This is a genomic window from Streptomyces sp. PL-25, from assembly GCF_058344915.1.
In genome coordinates, this window is sequence record NZ_CP136997.1 from 7,638,470 (window position 1) to 7,656,937 (window position 18,468).

The 18,468-nt window shown below is 72.5% G+C and carries 16 protein-coding genes and 1 pseudogene; 9 read left to right on the forward strand and 8 right to left on the reverse strand.

Annotated elements, in window-relative coordinates; genetic code table 11:
- The first annotated feature begins 21 nt into the window (after positions 1-21).
- Both tcp and R4Z62_RS33580 read left to right on the forward strand, forming a co-directional pair.
- Positions 22-1,296: a 2-methylisoborneol synthase gene (gene tcp / locus R4Z62_RS33575; RefSeq protein ID WP_491521804.1), complete on the forward strand. Its 1,275-nt coding sequence runs from the start codon at positions 22-24 to the stop codon at positions 1,294-1,296.
- A 15-nt stretch (positions 1,297-1,311) separates the two neighbouring features.
- The gene (locus tag R4Z62_RS33580) at positions 1,312-2,187 is read left to right on the forward strand and encodes a geranyl diphosphate 2-C-methyltransferase (RefSeq protein ID WP_355484051.1); all 876 of its coding nucleotides are present in this window, start codon (positions 1,312-1,314) and stop codon (positions 2,185-2,187) included.
- Between the two features lie 157 nt (positions 2,188-2,344).
- Here R4Z62_RS33580 and R4Z62_RS33585 read toward each other — a convergent pair whose 3' ends face one another.
- Positions 2,345-3,202: a TIGR04222 domain-containing membrane protein gene (locus R4Z62_RS33585; RefSeq protein ID WP_491521805.1), complete on the reverse strand. Its 858-nt coding sequence runs from the start codon at positions 3,200-3,202 to the stop codon at positions 2,345-2,347.
- A gap of 231 nt (positions 3,203-3,433) precedes the next feature.
- Here R4Z62_RS33585 and R4Z62_RS33590 point away from each other — a divergent pair, with 231 nt between their 5' ends.
- The gene (locus tag R4Z62_RS33590) at positions 3,434-4,642 is read left to right on the forward strand and encodes a phospholipase D-like domain-containing protein (protein ID WP_173860941.1); all 1,209 of its coding nucleotides are present in this window, start codon (positions 3,434-3,436) and stop codon (positions 4,640-4,642) included.
- Between the two features lie 137 nt (positions 4,643-4,779).
- Here the strand turns inward: R4Z62_RS33590 and R4Z62_RS33595 are convergent, their stop codons facing one another.
- From R4Z62_RS33595 to R4Z62_RS33625, 7 genes are all read right to left on the reverse strand, one after another.
- Positions 4,780-5,853, reverse strand: a complete 1,074-nt coding sequence (locus R4Z62_RS33595) for a lysophospholipid acyltransferase family protein (protein WP_491521806.1) — start codon at positions 5,851-5,853, stop codon at positions 4,780-4,782.
- On the reverse strand, positions 5,850-6,725 hold the full coding sequence (locus R4Z62_RS33600; RefSeq protein WP_491521807.1) for a patatin-like phospholipase family protein: 876 nt from the start codon (positions 6,723-6,725) through the stop codon (positions 5,850-5,852). Before R4Z62_RS33600 ends, R4Z62_RS33595 begins: the two co-directional genes overlap by 4 nt.
- A gap of 141 nt (positions 6,726-6,866) precedes the next feature.
- Entirely contained in the window at positions 6,867-7,049 is a 183-nt protein-coding gene (locus R4Z62_RS33605) for a hypothetical protein (RefSeq protein WP_382845561.1), read from the reverse strand.
- A 206-nt stretch (positions 7,050-7,255) separates the two neighbouring features.
- Positions 7,256-7,651 carry an ATP-binding protein gene (locus R4Z62_RS33610; protein WP_491521808.1) on the reverse strand — a complete coding sequence of 132 codons (396 nt, stop codon included), beginning with the start codon at positions 7,649-7,651 and terminating at the stop codon, positions 7,256-7,258.
- 305 nt (positions 7,652-7,956) lie between these two features.
- Positions 7,957-8,802: an RNA polymerase sigma factor SigF gene (locus R4Z62_RS33615; RefSeq protein ID WP_491521809.1), complete on the reverse strand. Its 846-nt coding sequence runs from the start codon at positions 8,800-8,802 to the stop codon at positions 7,957-7,959.
- Between the two features lie 386 nt (positions 8,803-9,188).
- Positions 9,189-10,952, reverse strand: coding sequence for a thiamine pyrophosphate-dependent enzyme (locus tag R4Z62_RS33620; protein WP_491521810.1), 1,764 nt, complete (start codon positions 10,950-10,952; stop codon positions 9,189-9,191).
- A 131-nt stretch (positions 10,953-11,083) separates the two neighbouring features.
- Positions 11,084-12,667 carry an FMN-binding glutamate synthase family protein gene (locus tag R4Z62_RS33625; protein WP_064537139.1) on the reverse strand — a complete coding sequence of 528 codons (1,584 nt, stop codon included), beginning with the start codon at positions 12,665-12,667 and terminating at the stop codon, positions 11,084-11,086.
- 363 nt (positions 12,668-13,030) lie between these two features.
- Here R4Z62_RS33625 and R4Z62_RS33630 point away from each other — a divergent pair, with 363 nt between their 5' ends.
- The 6 genes and pseudogenes from R4Z62_RS33630 to R4Z62_RS33655 form a co-directional block, all read left to right on the forward strand.
- Positions 13,031-13,885 (forward strand): STAS domain-containing protein, encoded by an 855-nt coding sequence (locus R4Z62_RS33630; protein ID WP_491521811.1) that lies wholly within the window; start codon positions 13,031-13,033, stop codon positions 13,883-13,885.
- Positions 13,882-14,262 (forward strand): STAS domain-containing protein, encoded by a 381-nt coding sequence (locus tag R4Z62_RS33635; RefSeq protein WP_064537141.1) that lies wholly within the window; start codon positions 13,882-13,884, stop codon positions 14,260-14,262. Before R4Z62_RS33630 ends, R4Z62_RS33635 begins: the two co-directional genes overlap by 4 nt.
- The gene (locus R4Z62_RS33640) at positions 14,262-14,678 is read left to right on the forward strand and encodes an anti-sigma regulatory factor (RefSeq protein WP_064537142.1); all 417 of its coding nucleotides are present in this window, start codon (positions 14,262-14,264) and stop codon (positions 14,676-14,678) included. Before R4Z62_RS33635 ends, R4Z62_RS33640 begins: the two co-directional genes overlap by 1 nt.
- Positions 14,666-15,736, forward strand: coding sequence for an ATP-binding protein (locus R4Z62_RS33645; RefSeq protein ID WP_491521812.1), 1,071 nt, complete (start codon positions 14,666-14,668; stop codon positions 15,734-15,736). Before R4Z62_RS33640 ends, R4Z62_RS33645 begins: the two co-directional genes overlap by 13 nt.
- A 50-nt stretch (positions 15,737-15,786) precedes the next feature.
- Positions 15,787-17,556 carry an ATP-binding response regulator gene (locus R4Z62_RS33650; RefSeq protein WP_491521965.1) on the forward strand — a complete coding sequence of 590 codons (1,770 nt, stop codon included), beginning with the start codon at positions 15,787-15,789 and terminating at the stop codon, positions 17,554-17,556.
- Positions 17,553-18,468, forward strand: a pseudogene (locus R4Z62_RS33655) (response regulator); the annotation flags it as partial. The gene R4Z62_RS33650 and the pseudogene R4Z62_RS33655, both read left to right, overlap by 4 nt.

Consider the following 18,468-nt stretch of genomic DNA (forward strand, 5'->3'; position numbering starts at 1 on the left):
CGCCGCAGCAAGGAGCCGCCGATGCCCGAAGCCGTGCCCGACGCCCCCGCCCCGGCAGTCCAGGACCCTCCGGCCGCGCCGTCCGCGCCCGGTTTCCTGACCGCACTGCATCCGCCCGTCGGAATCCCTCACCCCTCACCCGCCCCGGCGCCCGGCTCGGGCGACGAGGCGGCGTCCGGCACGACCACGGCCGGCTCCTCCCTCCAGCGGATCCTGTGCGGCCCGACCGGACTGGGCACGACCTCGCTCTCCCTGGCCGGAAGGTACGAACCTCCGCTTCCCGCGCCGCAGGTCCCGGCCCCCGCCGCTCCCACCGCCGGGCGAGCCGTCCCCGGCCTCTACCACCACCCCGTACCGGAGCCCGACCCGGCGCGCGTCGAGGAGGTGAGCCGCCGGATCAAGCACTGGGCCGAGGAGGAGGTGCAGCTCTATCCCGAGGAGTGGGAGGCACAGTTCGACGGCTTCTCCGTCGGCCGCTACATGGTCGTCTGCCACCCCGACGCCCCGACGGTCGACCACCTGATGCTGGCGACGCGGCTGATGGTCGCGGAGAACGCGGTGGACGACTGCTACTGCGAGGACCACGGCGGATCGCCCGTCGGTCTCGGCGGACGTCTGCTCCTCGCGCACACCGCGATCGACCCGTTCCACAGCACCGCGGAGTACACCCCGGCATGGCAGGAGTCGCTCGGCTCGGACGCCCCGCGCCGCGCCTACCGCAGCGCGATGGACTACTTCGTCCGCGCGGCGACCCCCTCCCAGACCGACCGCTACCGGCACGACATGGCCCGACTCCACATGGGCTATCTCGCCGAGGCCGCCTGGGCGCAGACCGACCACCTCCCGCAGGTGTGGGAGTACCTGGCGATGCGGCAGTTCAACAACTTCCGGCCGTGCCCCACGATCACCGACACCGTCGGCGGCTACGAGCTGCCCGCGGACCTGCACGCCCGGCCGGACATGCAGCGGGTCATCGCGCTCGCCGGCAACGCGACCACCATCGTCAACGACCTCTACTCGTACACCAAGGAACTCGACAGCCCCGGGCGGCACCTGAACCTGCCGGTGGTGATCGCCGAACGCGAGCGACTGAGCGAGCGCGACGCCTATCTGAAGGCCATCGAGGTCCACAACGAGCTCCAGCACGCCTTCGAGGCGGCCGCGGCCGACCTGGCGGAGGCGTGTCCCCTGCCGCCCGTGCTGCGCTTCCTCAAGGGCGTGGCCGCCTGGGTGGACGGCAACCACGACTGGCACCGCACCAACACCTACCGCTACAGCCTGCCCGATTTCTGGTGAGAAACGGATATCTCTGTGACGACCGAAACGACCTCCCCCGCCACCGCGAAGATCCCGGCCCCGGCGACGCCCTACCAGGAGGACATCGCCCGCTACTGGAACAACGAGGCGCGGCCGGTCAACCTCCGCCTCGGTGACGTGGACGGCCTCTACCACCACCACTACGGCATCGGCGCCGTGGACCATGCCGCGCTGGGCGATCCGGCGCACAGCGAGTACGAGAAGAAGCTCATCGCGGAGCTCCACCGGCTGGAGTCGGCGCAGGCGGAATTCCTCCTGGACCACCTGGGCCCGGTCGGCCCCGGCGACACCCTCGTCGACGCCGGCTGCGGACGGGGCGGCTCCATGGTCATGGCCCACCGACGCTTCGGCTGCACGGTGGAAGGGGTGACCCTGTCCGCCGCTCAGGCCGACTTCGGCAACAGGCGCGCGAGGGAACTGCGCATCGGGGACCACGTCCGCTCCCGTGTGTGCAACATGCTCGACACCCCCTTCGACAAGGGAAGCGTCACGGCCTCGTGGAACAACGAGTCGACCATGTACGTCGACCTCCACGACCTGTTCGCCGAGCACTCCCGCTTCCTGAAGGTGGGCGGCCGCTATGTGACGATCACCGGCTGCTGGAACCCCCGCTACGGCCAGCCGTCGAAGTCGGTCTCCCAGATCAACGCCCACTTCGAGTGCAACATCCACTCCCGCCGTGAGTACCTGCGCGCCATGGCCGACAACCGGCTCGTACCGCAGACCGTCATCGACCTCACCCCGGACACCCTGCCCTACTGGGAGCTGAGGGCCACCTCGTCACTGGTCACCGGCATCGAGAAGGCATTCATCGAGTCCTACCGCGACGGCTCCTTCCAGTACGTCCTGATCGCGGCCGACCGCGTGTGAGCCCGGTCCGCCGCTTCCCGGACCCGCGCCCTGGCTGTCGGCGTGTGCGTCCGCGCCCGACGCCCGCGAGGGCGGCGACTCCTCCGCCGGTCGACCCGGGACTGCGTCGACCAGCGCCGCGCCGGGCGAGCCGTACCACTGTGCCGAACCGGGGCCGTCATCCGCCGCACCCTCCGCCACCGCTGCCGCACCCGCTGCCGCAGCCACCGCCTCCGGACGACGACGAGGACGAGGAGGACCGGGAGAAGAACCCGGAGCCGAAGAGGGACGAACGGGGTGTCGGATCAGGGAGGTTGATCCAGCCTGTCGTGGCGACGGAGAGCACCCCGACCGGCACCTGGGGGCCGTCGCCGCCAGGCCCCCAGCGCACCGGGTAACCCGATCGCCCTGCGTTGCGTACCGCGTACCAGCCGGCAGGGGTGATCCGGGGCGGTGTGCAGACGAAGATCGCCGCCACCACGAGAGAGACCAGCAGGAAGAGCACCAGCCAGCCCACCGGACGCCCCAGACGGGCGCCGTTCACCAGCCGGGCGGCGCCGACCCCGATCAGCACCAGCATCGGCAGCCCGGCCGACCGCCCGGCCAGCCGGCGTGTGCGGCCGGGCAGCAGACCGAGCCTGCGCGCACCGCCCCCGGCCCGGCGGATCTCCGGCAGGCGCAGAGCGGCCTCGTGCATCAGCGCCGCCTTGGTGATCTCCTGGCTCCGCGCGGCCTCCAGGACGGCCCGCTGCACCGGTTCGTCGGGCACGCTGCCGGAATAGGTGAGGGTGCCGTCCCGGGCCATGCGCAGATGGCCGCTCAGGACGAGGGCGCGGACGGCGGTGCTCACCACCTGCCGCTGCCCGCCGACGACCCGGGCGATGGTGTACACGTCCGGTACGGAGTCGGTGTCCGTGACGGGGTAGAAGCGGCGGGCTGCTTGCCGTACGGCCACGCCGAGCAGCACGGCGACCACGAATCCCGCGGCGTACAGGCCGAGGAACTCCGGGCCGGTGAATCCCCAGGGGGCGTTCATCGCTGCCTCCCATGAACGAAGTCGACGCCCAGTCAGGCGATGTGATGCGGTCGATGGCGTCGAACACGACGTCGACGGGCATCCGGTCGGTTCCACGAGCCGGCCGGGACACCCACCCGCCGAGATCCTGCCGGTACGGTCCGCCCCCGTCGGTGGCTGCCGGTCACACGCTGCCGTAAGGTCGTCCGGCACCCGCACGTTCCCTCTGTCCAGTACCACAGGAGACCTGTCGTGAGCCTTGACGGCCTGCCCGCCCCCTCCGCTTCGGGCGGAGCCGGCGAGGCGGACGCCCGCAAGCAGCGCCTGCGCCGCCGCCTGGAGCGGTTGATCGGCGTGGCGGCCACCGAGGGCAACGCGCTCGTGCCGCTGCGCAACGGCGACGAGATCTTCCCGGCCATGCTGGGCGCCATCCGCTCGGCCCGGCACACGATCGACATGATGACCTTCGTGTACTGGCGCGGTCAGATCGCCCGTGACTTCGCCGCCGCCCTGGCCGACCGCTCCCGGGCGGGGGTGCGGGTACGACTGCTGCTCGACGGCTTCGGCGCCAAGAAGATCGAACAGCGGTTGCTGGATCTCATGGACGAGGCCGGGGTGCAGGTGGCGTGGTTCCGCAAGCCCGCCTGGCTCTCACCGTTCAAACAGAACCACCGCTGCCACCGCAAGGCCCTCGTCGTCGACGAGCACACGGCCTTCACCGGTGGTGTCGGCATAGCGGAGGAGTGGTGCGGCGACGCCCGCGGCCCCGGCGAATGGCGCGACACACATGTGCGGGTGCGCGGCCCGGCCGTGGACGGCATAGCCGCCGCGTTCGCGCAGAACTGGGCCGAGTGCCACGACGAACTCTTCGACGACCGCGACCGTTTCACCGCACACGACCAGATCGGAACCTCGGTCGTTCAGGTCGTCCGGGGCTCGGCCAGTATCGGCTGGCAGGACATGCAGACCCTCATCCGGGTCGTGCTGGCCTCGGCCGAAGAACGCTTCCGCCTGGCCACCGCCTACTTCGCGCCCGACGCGTACTTCGTTGACCTGCTGTGCCGGACCGCCCGGCGCGGCGTGTGCGTGGAGATCCTGCTCCCGGGCCCCCACACCGACCAGCGAGCCTGCCGGCTCGCCGGGCAGCAGCACTACACCCGGCTGCTCCAGGCGGGCGTGCACATCCGCCAGTATCAGCCGACCATGATGCACGCCAAGATCATCACGGTGGACTCGGTGGCCGCCCTGATCGGCTCGACCAACTTCAACCGCCGTTCCCTGGACCACGACGAGGAGGTCATGCTCGCCGTGCTGGACGAGGAGTTCACCGCCGAGCTGGACCGGGACTACGAGACGGACCTGCGCCGCAGTGTGGCCATCGATCTCGACCGGTGGAAGCGACGCGCGGTGCTCCAGCGGCTCAAGGAGACGGCCGTCACGCCGATCCGGCGCTTCCTGTGAGCCCGGCGCCGACGCGGGCAGCCTCTCCCTGCTCGGCGAACCGGCCCGGTCGGCGCCCTGCCTCCTCCACCGTCCGGCTGCCGGAGAAACCGCCGGAGAAGCTGCCCGGGAGACAGCGCTCAGCGCCGGGCAGGACCTCACGCGTGTGTGGCGTCCGGGCGGGCGTGCCCGGCGATCCAGCGGTCGACGCGCTCCCACTGGGCCAGCAGCCACTCGCTGCGGGCTTCCTCGCCGCGCGGGACGCGCCCGGCGGGTACGCGCCACCAGTGCGCCCGCACGCCCTCCCGCAGCGGCAGCCGGGCCCAGACGGTGCGCGCCGAGTGCAAGGAGTCGAGGCCGGTGTGCGCGACGAAGACCACGTCGGCGGTGGGCGCGGCGGCGATCGCGGCGAGGGCGCCGGCGTCCCGCGGCGGCAGGACATGGCGCATCCGTTGCGCGCGGGACGCCCGCCGCCGCAGCCCCCGGCGGCGCAGCGAGGCGATCGCGCGCCGGCGGCGGCGCGGGGTGAAGTTGCCGCCCTCCGGGAAGATCACGAGGGCGTCGCCCGCGCCGAGCCCGGCTGCCAGGTCCCCGACGGCGTCCTCGGCCCGGCTTCCGATGGCCGGGAGGAAGCAGTGCGGGACCCGCCCGACGAGGACGTCCAGGGCGGGATCGGCGCGCAATGTCCGCTTCAGCACGGTGTGGGGGCGCAGCCCCGCCTGGCTGAGCAGCGTCTGCAACAGCAGGAAGGAGTCGCCGACCCCGGCGTGCCGTACGAGGACGAGCACCGGCGCCGCCGCGTGCGCGCACCCCTCCGGCGGCGGAGGCGTCACCGTCACCCGCAGCCGGAAGATCCGCTCACCCGCCCGCCTCAGCACCCGAAGCAGCCTCTCCAGCAGGGCGAAGGCGTCCGCCGCGTGTCGCGCACGGTCGCGTCGGCCGGGCAGCCGCCGCACCCACAGTCCCGCGGCGGCCACCAGCCCGGCCAGATCCACCAGGAGGTACAGAAGGGCGAAAGCGGCGATCCGCGCCGGGCGCCACGGACCGCGGGTGGCGAACGAGACGGGCGCGCAGAGCACGCACGCGGCGACGAGGAGCACGGCCACCACAGGCACGAGGGCGAGCAGCAGCGCGATGGTGACCGTACGGCGCAGCCCGGTCAGCACGGGCCCGGCCGACCGCCCCGGCCGCTCGCCCCATTTCCCCGCGTCGGGTATCTCGGCGTCGGTCACGGGGCGCCGTCGGATGCGCCGAGGACCGTCTCGATGTACCGGGAGGAGGCCGCGTAGGCACGCTCGATGCGCTCGGCGGTCCGGCCGAAGGTGCGGTACCGCAGCTGCCGCAGGGTGGCCGTGCCCTCGTCGGCGCCCGAACCCGATGGCAGCACCCGCACGGTGACGCCCGCGGGCAGGTCCGCCATGTCGCGCGCGAACCGGTGCCTGCGGGCGATCTCGAACGCCACCAGCGCCACCTGCCAGGGCGCGCGCGGCGGGGAGAGCGCCCGCTCGACGCGGCCTACCTGAAGGACGTAGATCTCGGTCGCGCCCAGGGCCACCGCGCGGCCCACGGGGATGCTGTTGACCAGGCCGCCGTCCACGAAGTGCGCGCCGCCGAGCCGGACCGGCGGCAGCAGGCCGGGCACCGCGCACGAGGCGAGCACGGCGTCCACCAGCGGGCCGTCGGTGAACCAGTGCTCGGCGGCCCGTTCGATGTTCGCGGCGACACACTGGAACGGCAGGGACAGCGCCTCGATCCGGGTCACCGGCAGGTGGGCGCAGAGCAGTTCGCGCAGCGGCGCGGGGTGGTAGAGGTGGGTGCCGCTGCGCACGGCAGTGGTGAGCCGCCCGAGCAGCGACCCGGAGAACACACCGGCGCGTCCGAGGCCGGTCCAGAGGTCGGCGAGCCGGGTCACCGACGCCTGCGACGGGTCGGCCGCGACGGCGGCGCCGTTGATCGCGCCGACGGACGTGCCGACGACGAGGTCCGGGTGCACTCCGGCGGCGAAGAGCGCCTTGAGCATCCCCACTTCGTAGGCGCCGAGGGCGCCCCCGCCGCCCAGCACGAAGGCGCGGGTCGGTGCACGGTCGGGGCGGCTGTCCTCCATGGCCCACAAGTGCCCCGGCCTGGCGCCGTCAACCGCCGGGGCGGCGGCCCGCCGGGCCCGGAAGTGACCCGCCGCGCCACGCCCGCACCACACAGCCGGGGGAGGGACCCGTCACCCGAACACAGCCGGGGGAGGGATCCGTCACCCGAGCCGGTCGTGGCGGGCGCCGCTCGCGCGGCGCTGCTCCGTGGGACCGGCCAGCAGCAGCGCCGCCCACAGAGCGGCCTGGACCGCGAGACCGAGCACGGTACGCACACCGGCTCCGGTGGAGATGGCAGAGGCCAGCAGACCGGCGGAGAGCACCAGGAACGCGAGGTAGGCCAACTGGGCGGAGCGGAGGACCGCGCCGGTCCACGCGGAGGACCCCGGCGGCCGCCGTTTCGGACGCGGTGTCAGGTGATCGGTCGGCCGGGCAGTCGACATCTGGTTCCCCTCCCGTGCTTCCTCCGTACCGGTTCCCCGCCGGTCGGCGGGACCGTGACAGGAGTCGGGTGCCCCGGCGCGGGAGGCGGACACACGGTGCGGGCGGATCAGCCGTCCCCGGGCGGCCGGTCCAGGGCGATACGCGCGGTGATGCGCTTGCCGTCCGGTTCACGCTGGATCTCGACCTCCTGGCTCAGTGCGGCGACGATCTCCAGACCGTGCTGGCCCACGCGCGCCGGGTCGGCGAGTCTCGGGGTCGGCAAGGTGGTGTCGCCGTCCCGGACGGTGACGGTCAGTGTCCCGCCGCCGGAGGCCAGCATCAGCTCGATGGGCCCGGAGCCGTATTTGACGGTGTTGGTGACGAGCTCGCTCACCACCAGCTGGACGGCCGCCGCGACACTCTCCGGCAACGGGCGGCCGTCGTCCGTCACCGAAACGGCCAGGTAGTCGGCCGCGAAAGCGCGTGCGTCAGCGATCCGCAGGGTGGCACGGTCCAAAGCCACCGAGACGTGTCTCGGCCGCACTTCGCCCGGCGCCCCTTCGCCCGATGGACTGTTCAGCCCCGTCTCATCCATTCCAACTGCCACGTTACCCCCGTGTGCCGCACGCTGTGCCGACGATTCCCCCACCATGGGAACATCTGTCACTCCCACAGTAGTTCCGCATGTCGACGGCTTGTAGCCTCGCGGCACGTGACCATGATCAGGCAGGGCGGGTCCGGGACAGCAGCGACGTGGCGGCTCGGCCGCTCGCGCGCTTGGCCATCACCGGGACCGCCATCACCGGGACCGCATGGACGTGCCCCGGGTCAGCTCTCGGTCAGCATGCCTTCGCGCAGCCGGGACAGGCAGCGGGAGAGCAGCCGGGAGACGTGCATCTGGGAGACGCCGAGGCGTTCGCCGATCTGGGCCTGGGTGAGCTCCTCGACGAACCGCATGTGGATGATCTGCCGGTCCCGTTCGTCGAGGGCGGCGATCACCGGTGCCAGGGCGTGGAAGTCCTCCACCAGGGCGAGGGCCGCGTCGTCGAAGCCGATGAAGTCGGCCAGCGGGGTCTCGCTGTCGTCGCTCGTGCTCAGGGCGGCGTCCAGGGACGCGGCCCGGTAGCCGTTGGAGGCGACACGGGCCTCGACGACCTCGGCCTCGCTCAGGCTCATCAGCTCGGCGAGCTCCCTGGTGTTGGGAGTGCGGCCCATGCGGCTGCGCAGTTCCTCGGTGGCCTGCGCGAGGTGGACGCGCGCCTCCTGCAGCCGACGGGGCACGTGCACCGCCCAGGAGGTGTCACGGAAGAAGCGCTTGATCTCGCCCACGATGTAGGGCACGGCGAAGGAGGTGAACTCCACCTCGCGGGAGATCTCGAACCGGTCGATCGCCTTGATCAGGCCGATCATGCCGACCTGGACGATGTCCTCCATCTCCTCCGGGTTGCGGCTGCGGTAGCGGCCGGCCGCGAAGCGGACGAGGGACATGTTCATCTCGATCAGCGTGTTGCGCGCGTAGCTGTACTCGGGCGTGCCCTCCTCCAGCGTGGCCAGCCGACTGAAGAACAGCCGCGACAGCTCGCGTGCGTCCTTCGGAGCCACCTTGGAAGGATCGCCGATCTCCGGCAGCACCTCCTGCGTGCGTACCCGGACCTCTGCGACGGCGATTGCCATGGGTGCCCCTCCCGACCTTGCTGAACTCGTCTTCCGAAACCGGCGAGACCGCCGGTACCCCCGATTTCGCCGGACATGCACGGCCGTTGCTCATTCGTTCTCGGCCCGGCGCACGCGCGCGCCGGACGGCACGGCGTCATGTTCGCGGAACAGGCACGACCGAGGGGCCCGACTCGTCCCGCCCGGCCCCTCCAGAAGCGCTCCGAACCGCGTGTCTGCGGATCACAGACGGTGGTGCTGTGCCGGTCCGGCTGCCGAGAGCCGGACCGGCACAGCACGAACACGCCCTTCCTGCGGATGCCCGCGCGCCCGGTCGATTCCGTCGAGCGCCGCCTCGTTCCGGGCCGTACCCGAAGTGACGTGGAGACAGCGGTGGTCGAGCGGGATCAGGCGGTCCCGTCGTCCCCGTGGCTGCGCACGATCTCCTTGACCTTGGCCACCGCGAAACCCCAGCCCTGGTCGACGGTCGGCTTGGCCGGGACCGCGACCTCGTCCGGGTTGGTGAGCACGTCGAGCAGCACCGGACCCGGGGTGCCGAAGGCGCGGCGCACGGACTTCTCCAGGTCGGCCGGGTCGGTGACACGGATACCGGGGATGCCCATGGCCTCGGCGACCGCGGCGAAGTCCGGATTGTCCAGGACTGTGCCGAACTCCGGGAGTCCGGCCTGCTCCTGCTCCAGTTTGACCATGCCCAGCCGGCGGTTGTCGAAGACGACCAGCTTGACGGGGAGCCGGTGGGTCTTCAGCGTCATCAGGTCGCCCAGGAGCATGCTCAGACCGCCGTCCCCGCAGAAGGCCACGACCTGCCGGTCCCGGTCGAGGCACTGGGCGCCCAGGGCCTGCGGCATCGCGTTCGCCATCGAGCCGAGGTTGTAGGAGCCGATCAGCCGGCGCTCCCCGCGCATCTCGACGAACCGCGACAGCCACACCGTGGCCATCCCGGTGTCGGAGGTGAAGATGGCGTCGTCCGCGGCGAGCCGGTCCACCACGGACGCCAGCGCCTCGGGACGGATGTCGTCAAAGCGGTTGTCGAGCGAGGACCGCAGACGGCCGATGAGCCCCTTGTCGTGCGCCGGGTCGGCCAGCCGCGCCTGGCCCGTACGCCACTGCTCGAAGCGCTTGCGTGCCTTCTCCAGGTGCGAGCGGTCCCGCGGGCCGTCGGCCCCGTCCACGCGGTCGGCGAGATGGGTGAGAAGGGCGCGGACGGTCGCGCCCGTGTCCCCGACGAGACCGGCCTCGACCGGCACGCGCCGCCCGATGTGGGCCGCCTCCGTGTCGACCTGCACGACGGTCTTCCCCTCCGGATACCACTCCCGGTAGGGGAAGTCGGTGCCCAGGAGCAGCAGCGTGTCCGCGTCCTCCAGCGCGGACGCGGCGGCCGGGTTGCCGATCAGCCCCGTCTGGCCGACCTGGAAGGGATTGGTGTCGCCTTCGAAGCCCTCCTTGGCCTTCAGGGTGAGGACCATCGGCGCGGCCAGCCGGTCGGCCAGGGCGAGCACCTCCTCGCGGGCCCGTCGGGCGCCCCGCCCCACGAGCAGGGTGACCCGCTCGGCCCGGTCCAGGAGCTCGGCCGCCCGGCTCACGGCCGACTCCTCGGGCCTGGTCACCGGCGGATTGAGGGAGAAGCGGGCCGGGCGGTCCGTACCCACCTCGCGTTCGCCGAGATCACCCGGCACGGTCAGGACGGCCACGCCCTTGCGGCCGATCGCGTTGCGCACCGCCGCCTCCAGCAGCTGAGGCAGCTGGTCGGGCGAGGTGAGAGTGGCGCGGAAGACCGCCACGTCGCTGAAGAGGGCGTCGTTGTCGACCTCCTGGAAGTAGTCGCTGCCCAGTTCGCTCAGCGGCACCTGGCCCGCGACGGCCAGGACCGGCGTACGGCTCTTGGCCGCGTCGTACAGTCCGTTGAGGAGGTGGACGGAGCCCGGTCCGACCGTGCCCATGCAGACCCCGAGGGTGCCGCTGAGCTGGGACTGGGCGCTCGCGGCGAACGCCGCCGCCTCCTCGTGCCGGCATCCCACCCACTCCAGGCCGTCGGTGGTGCGCAGGGCGTCCGTCAAGGGGTTCAGGGCGTCCCCCACGACACCGAACACCTGGCGTACGCCGAGTTCGCTCAGCGCGTCCACGATGACACGGGCGACAGTACGGGCCACTTCGATCCTCCAGAAGAGAAGACAGACGGATTGAACAGGTCGGACGACGAACCGACCGGTCGGGCCGGCCGGACCGGTCCGGCGACGACCGGCCGGACGGCGACCGGCAGGCCGGACAGGGACCCGACAGGTCAGACGGTGAACCGGTCGGGGTCGGCGGCCTTCCAGTCGGCCGCCCAGTCCTCGGGCGGCTCGTCGAGCAACTGCCCCGGCTCCAGCCACTCGTACAGCTCCGCGTAGGAGCGCGCGGTGTGCGGATCGATGCGGCGGCGCAGCATGTGCGGGCGCAGCTCGGCCGGGTCGGTGACCCCCATGGAGGCCATGATCTCCAGGGCGCTGGCCACGGTCGCCTCCTGGAAGCGCCGCACACGCGGGGTCTTGTCCCGGACGTCGAGGGCACGGGCGCGCCGGGCGTCCTGGGTGGCCACACCGCTGGGACAGGCGTTGGTGTGGCACCGCTGGGCCTGGATGCAGCCGACGGCGAACATCATCGCGCGAGCGGCGTTGCCGTAGTCGGCGCCCTGGACGAGGCGTTTGACCAGATCGGTGCCGGTGGCGATCTTGCCGCTCGCGCCGATGCGGACGCGGTCGCGCAGCCCCGCGCCGACCAGGGCGTTGTGCACGGTGAGCAAGCCCTCGGTCAGGGGCGCGCCCACATGGTCGGCGAACTCCAGCGGGGCGGCCCCGGTACCGCCCTCACCGCCGTCCACGATGATGAAGTCGGGCGCCGTGCCCTCCTCCAGCATGGCCTTGCACACGGCGAGGAACTGCTGCCGCGAACCCACGCACAGCTTGAATCCGGTCGGTTTGCCCCCGGACAGCTCCCGGAGCCGGGCGACGGACCGGACCAGCTCCCGCGGGGTGGAGAACAGCTTGTGGTACGGCGGTGAGATCACCGTCCGACCCCGGGGCACGTCACGCACCTGCGCTATCTCCGCGTTGACCTTCGAGCCCGGCAGGACACCGCCGATGCCCGGCTTGGCGCCCTGCGACAGCTTCAGGGAGACGCACTTGACGTGGTCGTGCGCGGCCTTGTCGGCGAACTCGGCGGGATCGAAGTCACCGTCCTGGGTGCGGCACCCGAAGTAACCGGTCCCGATCTCCCAGACCAGGTCCCCGCCCGGCCGCAGGTGATACTCCGAAAGCCCCCCTTCGCCCGTGTCATGGGCGAAGCCGCCTGCCGCTGCGCCGCCGTTGAGGGCGAGGATCGCGTTGGCCGACAGCGAGCCGAAGCTCATCGCCGACACGTTCAGCAGCGCCATGTCGTAGGGGCGGCGGCAGTCGGGGCCGCCGATCCGGACCCGCGGGGGTGTGCGCGGCGCCTGGCGCGGAGCCATGGACGGCACCAGGTACTCGTATCCCGGCAGATGGACGTCACGCTCGGTGCCGTACGGCTGCTCGGCGTCCGTGCCCTTGGCCCGTTCGTAGACGATGGTGCGGACGTCCCGGTCGAAGGGGCGGCCGTCGAAGTTCCGCTCGATGAAGTACTGCTGCAGCTCGGGGCGGATCCGTTCCAGGAGGAAGCGGGCATGGCCCAGCACGGGATAGTTGCGCAGCACCGAGTGCCGGCGCTGCGCGAGGTCCCATGCCCCCAGCAGACCCAGCGCGAGGAGCGGCACGGCGCCGAAGCACCACCACGGCGATGCCGCCACCGCGGCGAGGGCGGCGAGCAGGCCGAGCGTCAGGGGCAGGGCGACGAGTGCGATGCGGGTCACCCCTCGCTCATTGCCCGCCGACGCCCTTCCACTCCCGCGGTCCGTCAGGAAACCCGGCAGGACGGTGCACCACCGCCGCCCGGAGCAGGCGGCGGCGCCCGGCCCACCCGGCCCTCCGGTGTGTCCCAGCCCTCCCGAGCCGCCCCGGCCCGTGAGCGCGCGCCCCGCTCCCGCCGGGTACGCCCCGCTCCCGCGGCACGGACCCGCTCCGACCGGGGGCCGGGTGACGGCGGACGGCGGCGTGATGAGAACGTGAAGCCGCAGATCCCGTGGTGGACACCGCGCGGCCGGACTCCGCCCCGCCGGACCGCTGCGGTTCACCCGTCTGCCGTACGATCATTGTCTACAGCGAGGAGCGTGGAAGTGACCGACGACCGTGGTTCGCAGCGCCTGGTGGAGCTGCTGACCGGCAACAGCGAGGCGTTCGTCGCCCAGTGGGTGACCGTGGTGGGCGAGTCGCTCACGGGCCGACTGAGCACCGCGGAGGTGGAGCGGGAACTCCGCGACCTCTACACAGCCATCTGCGCCGGACTCGCCACCGGCGAACTCAGCGTGCACTCCGACGGTTTCGCCGAGGCCCGCAGCCTCCTGGTGGAGCTGTCCCGCAACCGTGCCCGGCAGGGCTTCACCCCGACCGAGACGGCCATCAGCGTCTTCGCCCTCAAGCAGGTCCTGGAGCCGTCACTCACCGGGAGCACCGAGGACATCCGCGCCTACCTCCAGCTCAGCCGCGTCCTGGACGAACTCGGCCTGCTGACCGTGGAGGCGTACGCGCGCACACGCGAGGAGATCATCTCCGCGCAGGCCGACCAGCTCCTGGAACTGTCGACCCCGGTCGTCAAGCTCTGGGACGGCGTCGTGGCGGTGCCCCTCGTCGGCACCCTGGACTCGGCGCGCACCCAGGTCGTGATGGAGCGGCTGCTCCAGGCGCTGATCGACTACAACTCGACGCAGGCGATCATCGACATCACCGGCGTCCCCGCGGTCGACACCCAGGTCGCCCAGCACCTGCTGAAGACCGTGGTCGCCGCGCGGATGATGGGCGCCGACTGCGTCATCTCGGGCATCCGCCCGCAGATCGCGCAGACGATCGTCGCCCTGGGGATCGAGTTCGGCGACATCCCGACGAAGAGCACCCTGGCCGACGCCCTGCGGCACGCGCTGGGCACCATCGAGCGGGACAAGAAGCTGGCGGAGAACCGCGGGAGCCTCCTGTGACCGATCGCGTCCCCGTTCTCCAGATCTCGGACGTCCTGCTGGTGTCCATCCAGGTCGATCTGGAGGACCACACCGTCCTGGACCTCCAGGACGACCTCTCCAAACGCATCGTCGACACCGGGGCACGCGGCGTCGTGATCGACATCTCCGCCCTGGAGATCGTCGACTCGTTCGTGGGTCGCATGCTCGCCACGGTCGCCGCCATGTCCCGGGTGCTCGGCGCGGAGACCGTCGTGGTCGGCATGCGTCCGGCGGTCGCCATCACCCTGGTCGAACTGGGGCTGACCCTCGGCGGCGTACGCACCGCTCTGAACCTGGAGGCCGGCCTGGCGGCTCTTCGCCGCGCCGTACACGCCGAGCAGCCGGGCCGCGCCTGATGCCCGGCGACACCGCGCGGCGGGCCGAGTCGATCGAACTCGACGGGAGCGCCGGTGTGGTCAAGGCGCGCCAACTGGTGCGCGCCCTCGCGCAGGAGGCCGGACTGTCCCTGGTCGACCAGACCAAACTCGTCACCGCCGCCAGTGAACTGGCGCGCAACACCGTCGTCTACGGGGGAGGGGGCCGGATGGACGCCGAGGCGGCCTGGAGCAACGGCCGCTCCGGAGTCCGGCTGCTCTTCGCCGACGAAGGCCCCGGCATCCCCGACGTGGAGCTGGCCCTGACCGACGGCTGGACCACCGGCAGCGGCATGGGACTCGGCCTCAGCGGCGCCAAGCGCCTCGCGGACGAGTTCGAACTGGACACCGGCGTGGGACGCGGGACCCGGGTCACCATCGTGAAGTGGGCCCGGTGACCGCTCCTCTGCTCGCCGAACCCGGCGAGACCGTCTGGCTCCGGGTCGACGCCGGCCTGCCCATCGCGGCCCGCCGGGAGGCCGCACGGCTGGCCCGCCGCCTCGGTATCGGCGAGGACCGCGTCGCCTCGGTCGAGCTCGTGGCGACCGAGGCGGCCACCAACCTCCAGCGGCACGCCGTCGACGGCGCCCTCGTCCTGCGGGTGGCGATGGACGGGGAACACGCGGCACTGGACATCCTGTCCACGGACACCGGCCCCGGCATCGCCGACCTCCGGGCGGCGCTGCGCGACGGGACGTCCTCCGCCGGGACCCTCGGGGTGGGCCTCGGTGCCATCGTCCGGCTCGCCGACGCCTTCGACATCCACACCCTGGCCGGTCGCGGCACGGCCCTGCTCGCCCGCTTCCACGCCGACGGCCGAGGGGCCGCCGCCTGCGCCTCCTCCGGAGTGGAGATCGGCGGCCTCACACGCCCCATCGGCGGCGAGGAGATGTGCGGGGACACCTGGGCGGTGCGATACGCCGACACACCCGCCGAGGGGGCGGAGGCCACCACACCCCTCCTCGCCATGATGTGCGACGGGCTGGGCCACGGCCCGCAGGCGGCGCGGGCCGGCGAGGTGGCGCGGGAGGCGTTCCGGACGAGCCGCGGCACGCGGCCGCAGGCCGTCCTGGAGGACATGCACCGCGCCCTGCGCGGCACCCGGGGCGCCGCGGTCGCCGTGGTGCGGGTCGACTTCCCCGGCCGCCAGATCGAGTTCGCGGGCGTCGGCAACACCACGACCTGTCTGGTCTCCGACGGCCGCAGGTCCTCCCTGCTCTCCTCGCCCGGCATCGTCGGAGCCCATCTGCCCCGGGCGCGGAGCGTCTTCGCCGACGCCGCGCCGGGCGCGGTCCTCGTCATGCACTCGGACGGCCTCAACGACCGCTGGTCCCCCAGTTCCTTCCCCGGCCTCTTCGCCAGCACCCCCACGGTCGTCGCCGCGCAGATCCTGCGGGACGCGGGCGCGCGCCGCGACGACATCGGCGTACTGGTCCTCAAGGCGGCGACACCGTGAACCCCGGGCCGGCCGGAGACCCCGCCGACCGGGAACGCATCCTCGCCCGGATGCCCTTGACCAGGCAGGACGATCTGTTTCAACTCCGCCGGCACGGGCAAGCGGTGTGTCAGGCCCTGGAGCTCGGCGAAGCGAAGCGCGTCCGCCTCGTGACGCTGGCCAGCGAGGCGGGAGCCGAACTCCTGGGCTCCGCCGGTCTGGTCACCGAGTTCGTCCGCCTGGCCGGGCTGCCGCACCGGGTTGCCGTCCGCTATCTCTGGAAGGGGGACCAAGCGCCGAGTCACGACCTGCTGACCGCGTCGCACCGGCTCCTCGACCTCTGCACCGACGGCCCCGGCCGTCTGCTCATCGGCCAGGACCTGACCGCCCCGTTCACCGCCGAGGAGGCCGCGGAGCGGGTGACGGCGGAACTGGCGGGTCTGCGCGGCCCCGATATGAGCGAGGAGCTCCGCAGGCAGAACAGTCAGCTTCTCCAGGCGCTTCAGGACGAACGAGCCCGCGCCGAGGAACTGGAACGCCTCAACAAGGAACTGGACGAGACCAACGCGGGCGTGATGGCGCTCTACTCCGAGCTCTCGGCCGAGCTGGAGGAGACGAACCGCGGTGTCGTCGCCCTCTACGCCGACCTGGAGGACAAGAGCCGCCGCCTGCGCCAGGCGAGCGCCGCGAAGACCCGCTTCTGGGCGAACGTCAGCCACGAGCTGCGGACCCCGGTCAACGCGGTGATCTCCCTCGCCCGGCTGCTGCTGGACGAGAACGCCGACCCCCTGACGGCCGAACAGCACCAGCAGGTGTCGCTCATCGCGGGATCGGGCAGCACCCTGCTCGCCCTGGTCGAAGAACTGCTCGACACCGCGAAGGCGGAGTCCGGACGGCTGGAGCCGCAGCTGGTCCGCGTCGACCTGCGCACCGTCCTGCACCAACTGCGGGGCACCCTCTCCTCCTCCGCCGCCGAGGGCGTCACCCTGGACATCGCCGACACGACCTTCCCCGGACCGTTCACCACCGACGAGGTGATGCTCACCCGGGTGCTGCGCAACGTCCTCTCCAACAGCCTGAAGTTCACCGCATCCGGCACGGTCCGGCTCACGGTGCGGGCCGAGGAGCGGCCGGACGGCCCGTGGGCGCTCCTCACCGTCACGGACACCGGCGTCGGCATCCCCGAGGACGAGGTGGAGCAGGTCTTCGAGGAGTTCTACCAGGTGCGCGGATCCCACCAGCGCCACGTCTCCGGAACCGGCCTGGGCCTGCCCTACGCCCGCAAGCTCACCGAACTGCTCGGCGGCACACTGACCCTGACCAGCCGCCTCGGCCAGGGCACGGAGGTCACCGTCGAACTGCCCGCGGCCCCGACGCACGCCGGGCCCGTCCCGCTGCCGCAGGAGCCCCTGCTGCGCAGCGTCGTCATCATCGACGACGACCCGGTCTTCCTCAGCACGCTCCGGCCGACGCTGGACCGGCTCGCGGAGACCACCACCGAGGTCACCCGCAGCGTCGAGGCGCTGCGCACCATCCGCACCACGCTGCCCGACGCGGTCCTGGTCGACCTCGCCATGCCGCCGCCCGACGGCTACCAGGTGCTCCAGCAGATCTCGGCGGTCCCCTCGCTCGCGCAGGTGCCCGTCGTCGTCCTCACCAGCATGGGCGTCTCCGACATCGACCGGGCCCGGCTCGGGCGGGCGCGGGCGGTGCTCAGCAAGACCCATCTGACTGCCGAACGGCTGGCCGAGGCACTCGGCCTGCGCCCCGCCGCCGAGGGCCGGACCGCGGCCGCCGAACCGACGGACTCGAAGGACACGAAGGACACGCCGCCACCATGACGATCCCCCGGCAGCCCGACGAGAAGCCCGCACTGATCCTCCTCGTCGACGACAACCCGACCAACCGCTACGTGCTGGGCACCACCCTGCGCCGCGCGGGCCACCAGGTGGTGGAGGCCGCCGACGGCCAGGAGGGACTGGCCCGCGCCGCCGACCCCGCAGCGCCCCCCGAAGTCGTCCTGGTCGACGTACGGCTGCCCGACATGACGGGGTTCGAGGTGTGCGAGCGGATCAAGGTGGACCCGCGCACGGCATCGCTGCCGGTCATCCATGTCTCCGCGTCGGCGATCAGCGCCTCCGACCGCACACAGGGCCTCAACCGGGGCGCCGACGCCTACCGAACCGATAGCGCCCGGCGAACTCCTCGCCACCGTCACGGCGACACTGCGCTACACCCGCGCCAGGCGCCGCGCCGAGACCCTGGCGCAGCGGCTCGGCCTGCTCAACCGCACCACGCTCGGACTGTACTCGGCGATGTCGGCCGCCGCCCTGGCCCGCACCGCGGCCGAGGGTACCGCCGCCGTGCTCGGCTGCGCCGCCGAAGTCGTCCTCAGCGACCCGGAGGGCCGTACGGTCCATTACGCGGCCCCCCGCACCCGGGCTGCCCGCCGACAGGGGCACGGCACCCGCGGTACCGGCGGAGATCTTCGAACGGCACGCGCTCGGAGCCGCCGTGGGAGCGGCGGTGGAGACGGTGGCGGACTCCTGGACCGCCCCGCACACCGGCGGACAGCCGCACGGCACCCGAGCGGTCGCGCTGGCACGCACCAAGCCCGGCCGCCCCCCGGCCGCCGTCGTCGTCCCCGCCGACGCGGTGCCGACCCCCGCCGACACCGACCTGCTGACCCAACTGGCCCACGCCACCGCACTGGCCCTGGAGGCGCTGCGCTCCTACGACGAGGAGCACGCGCT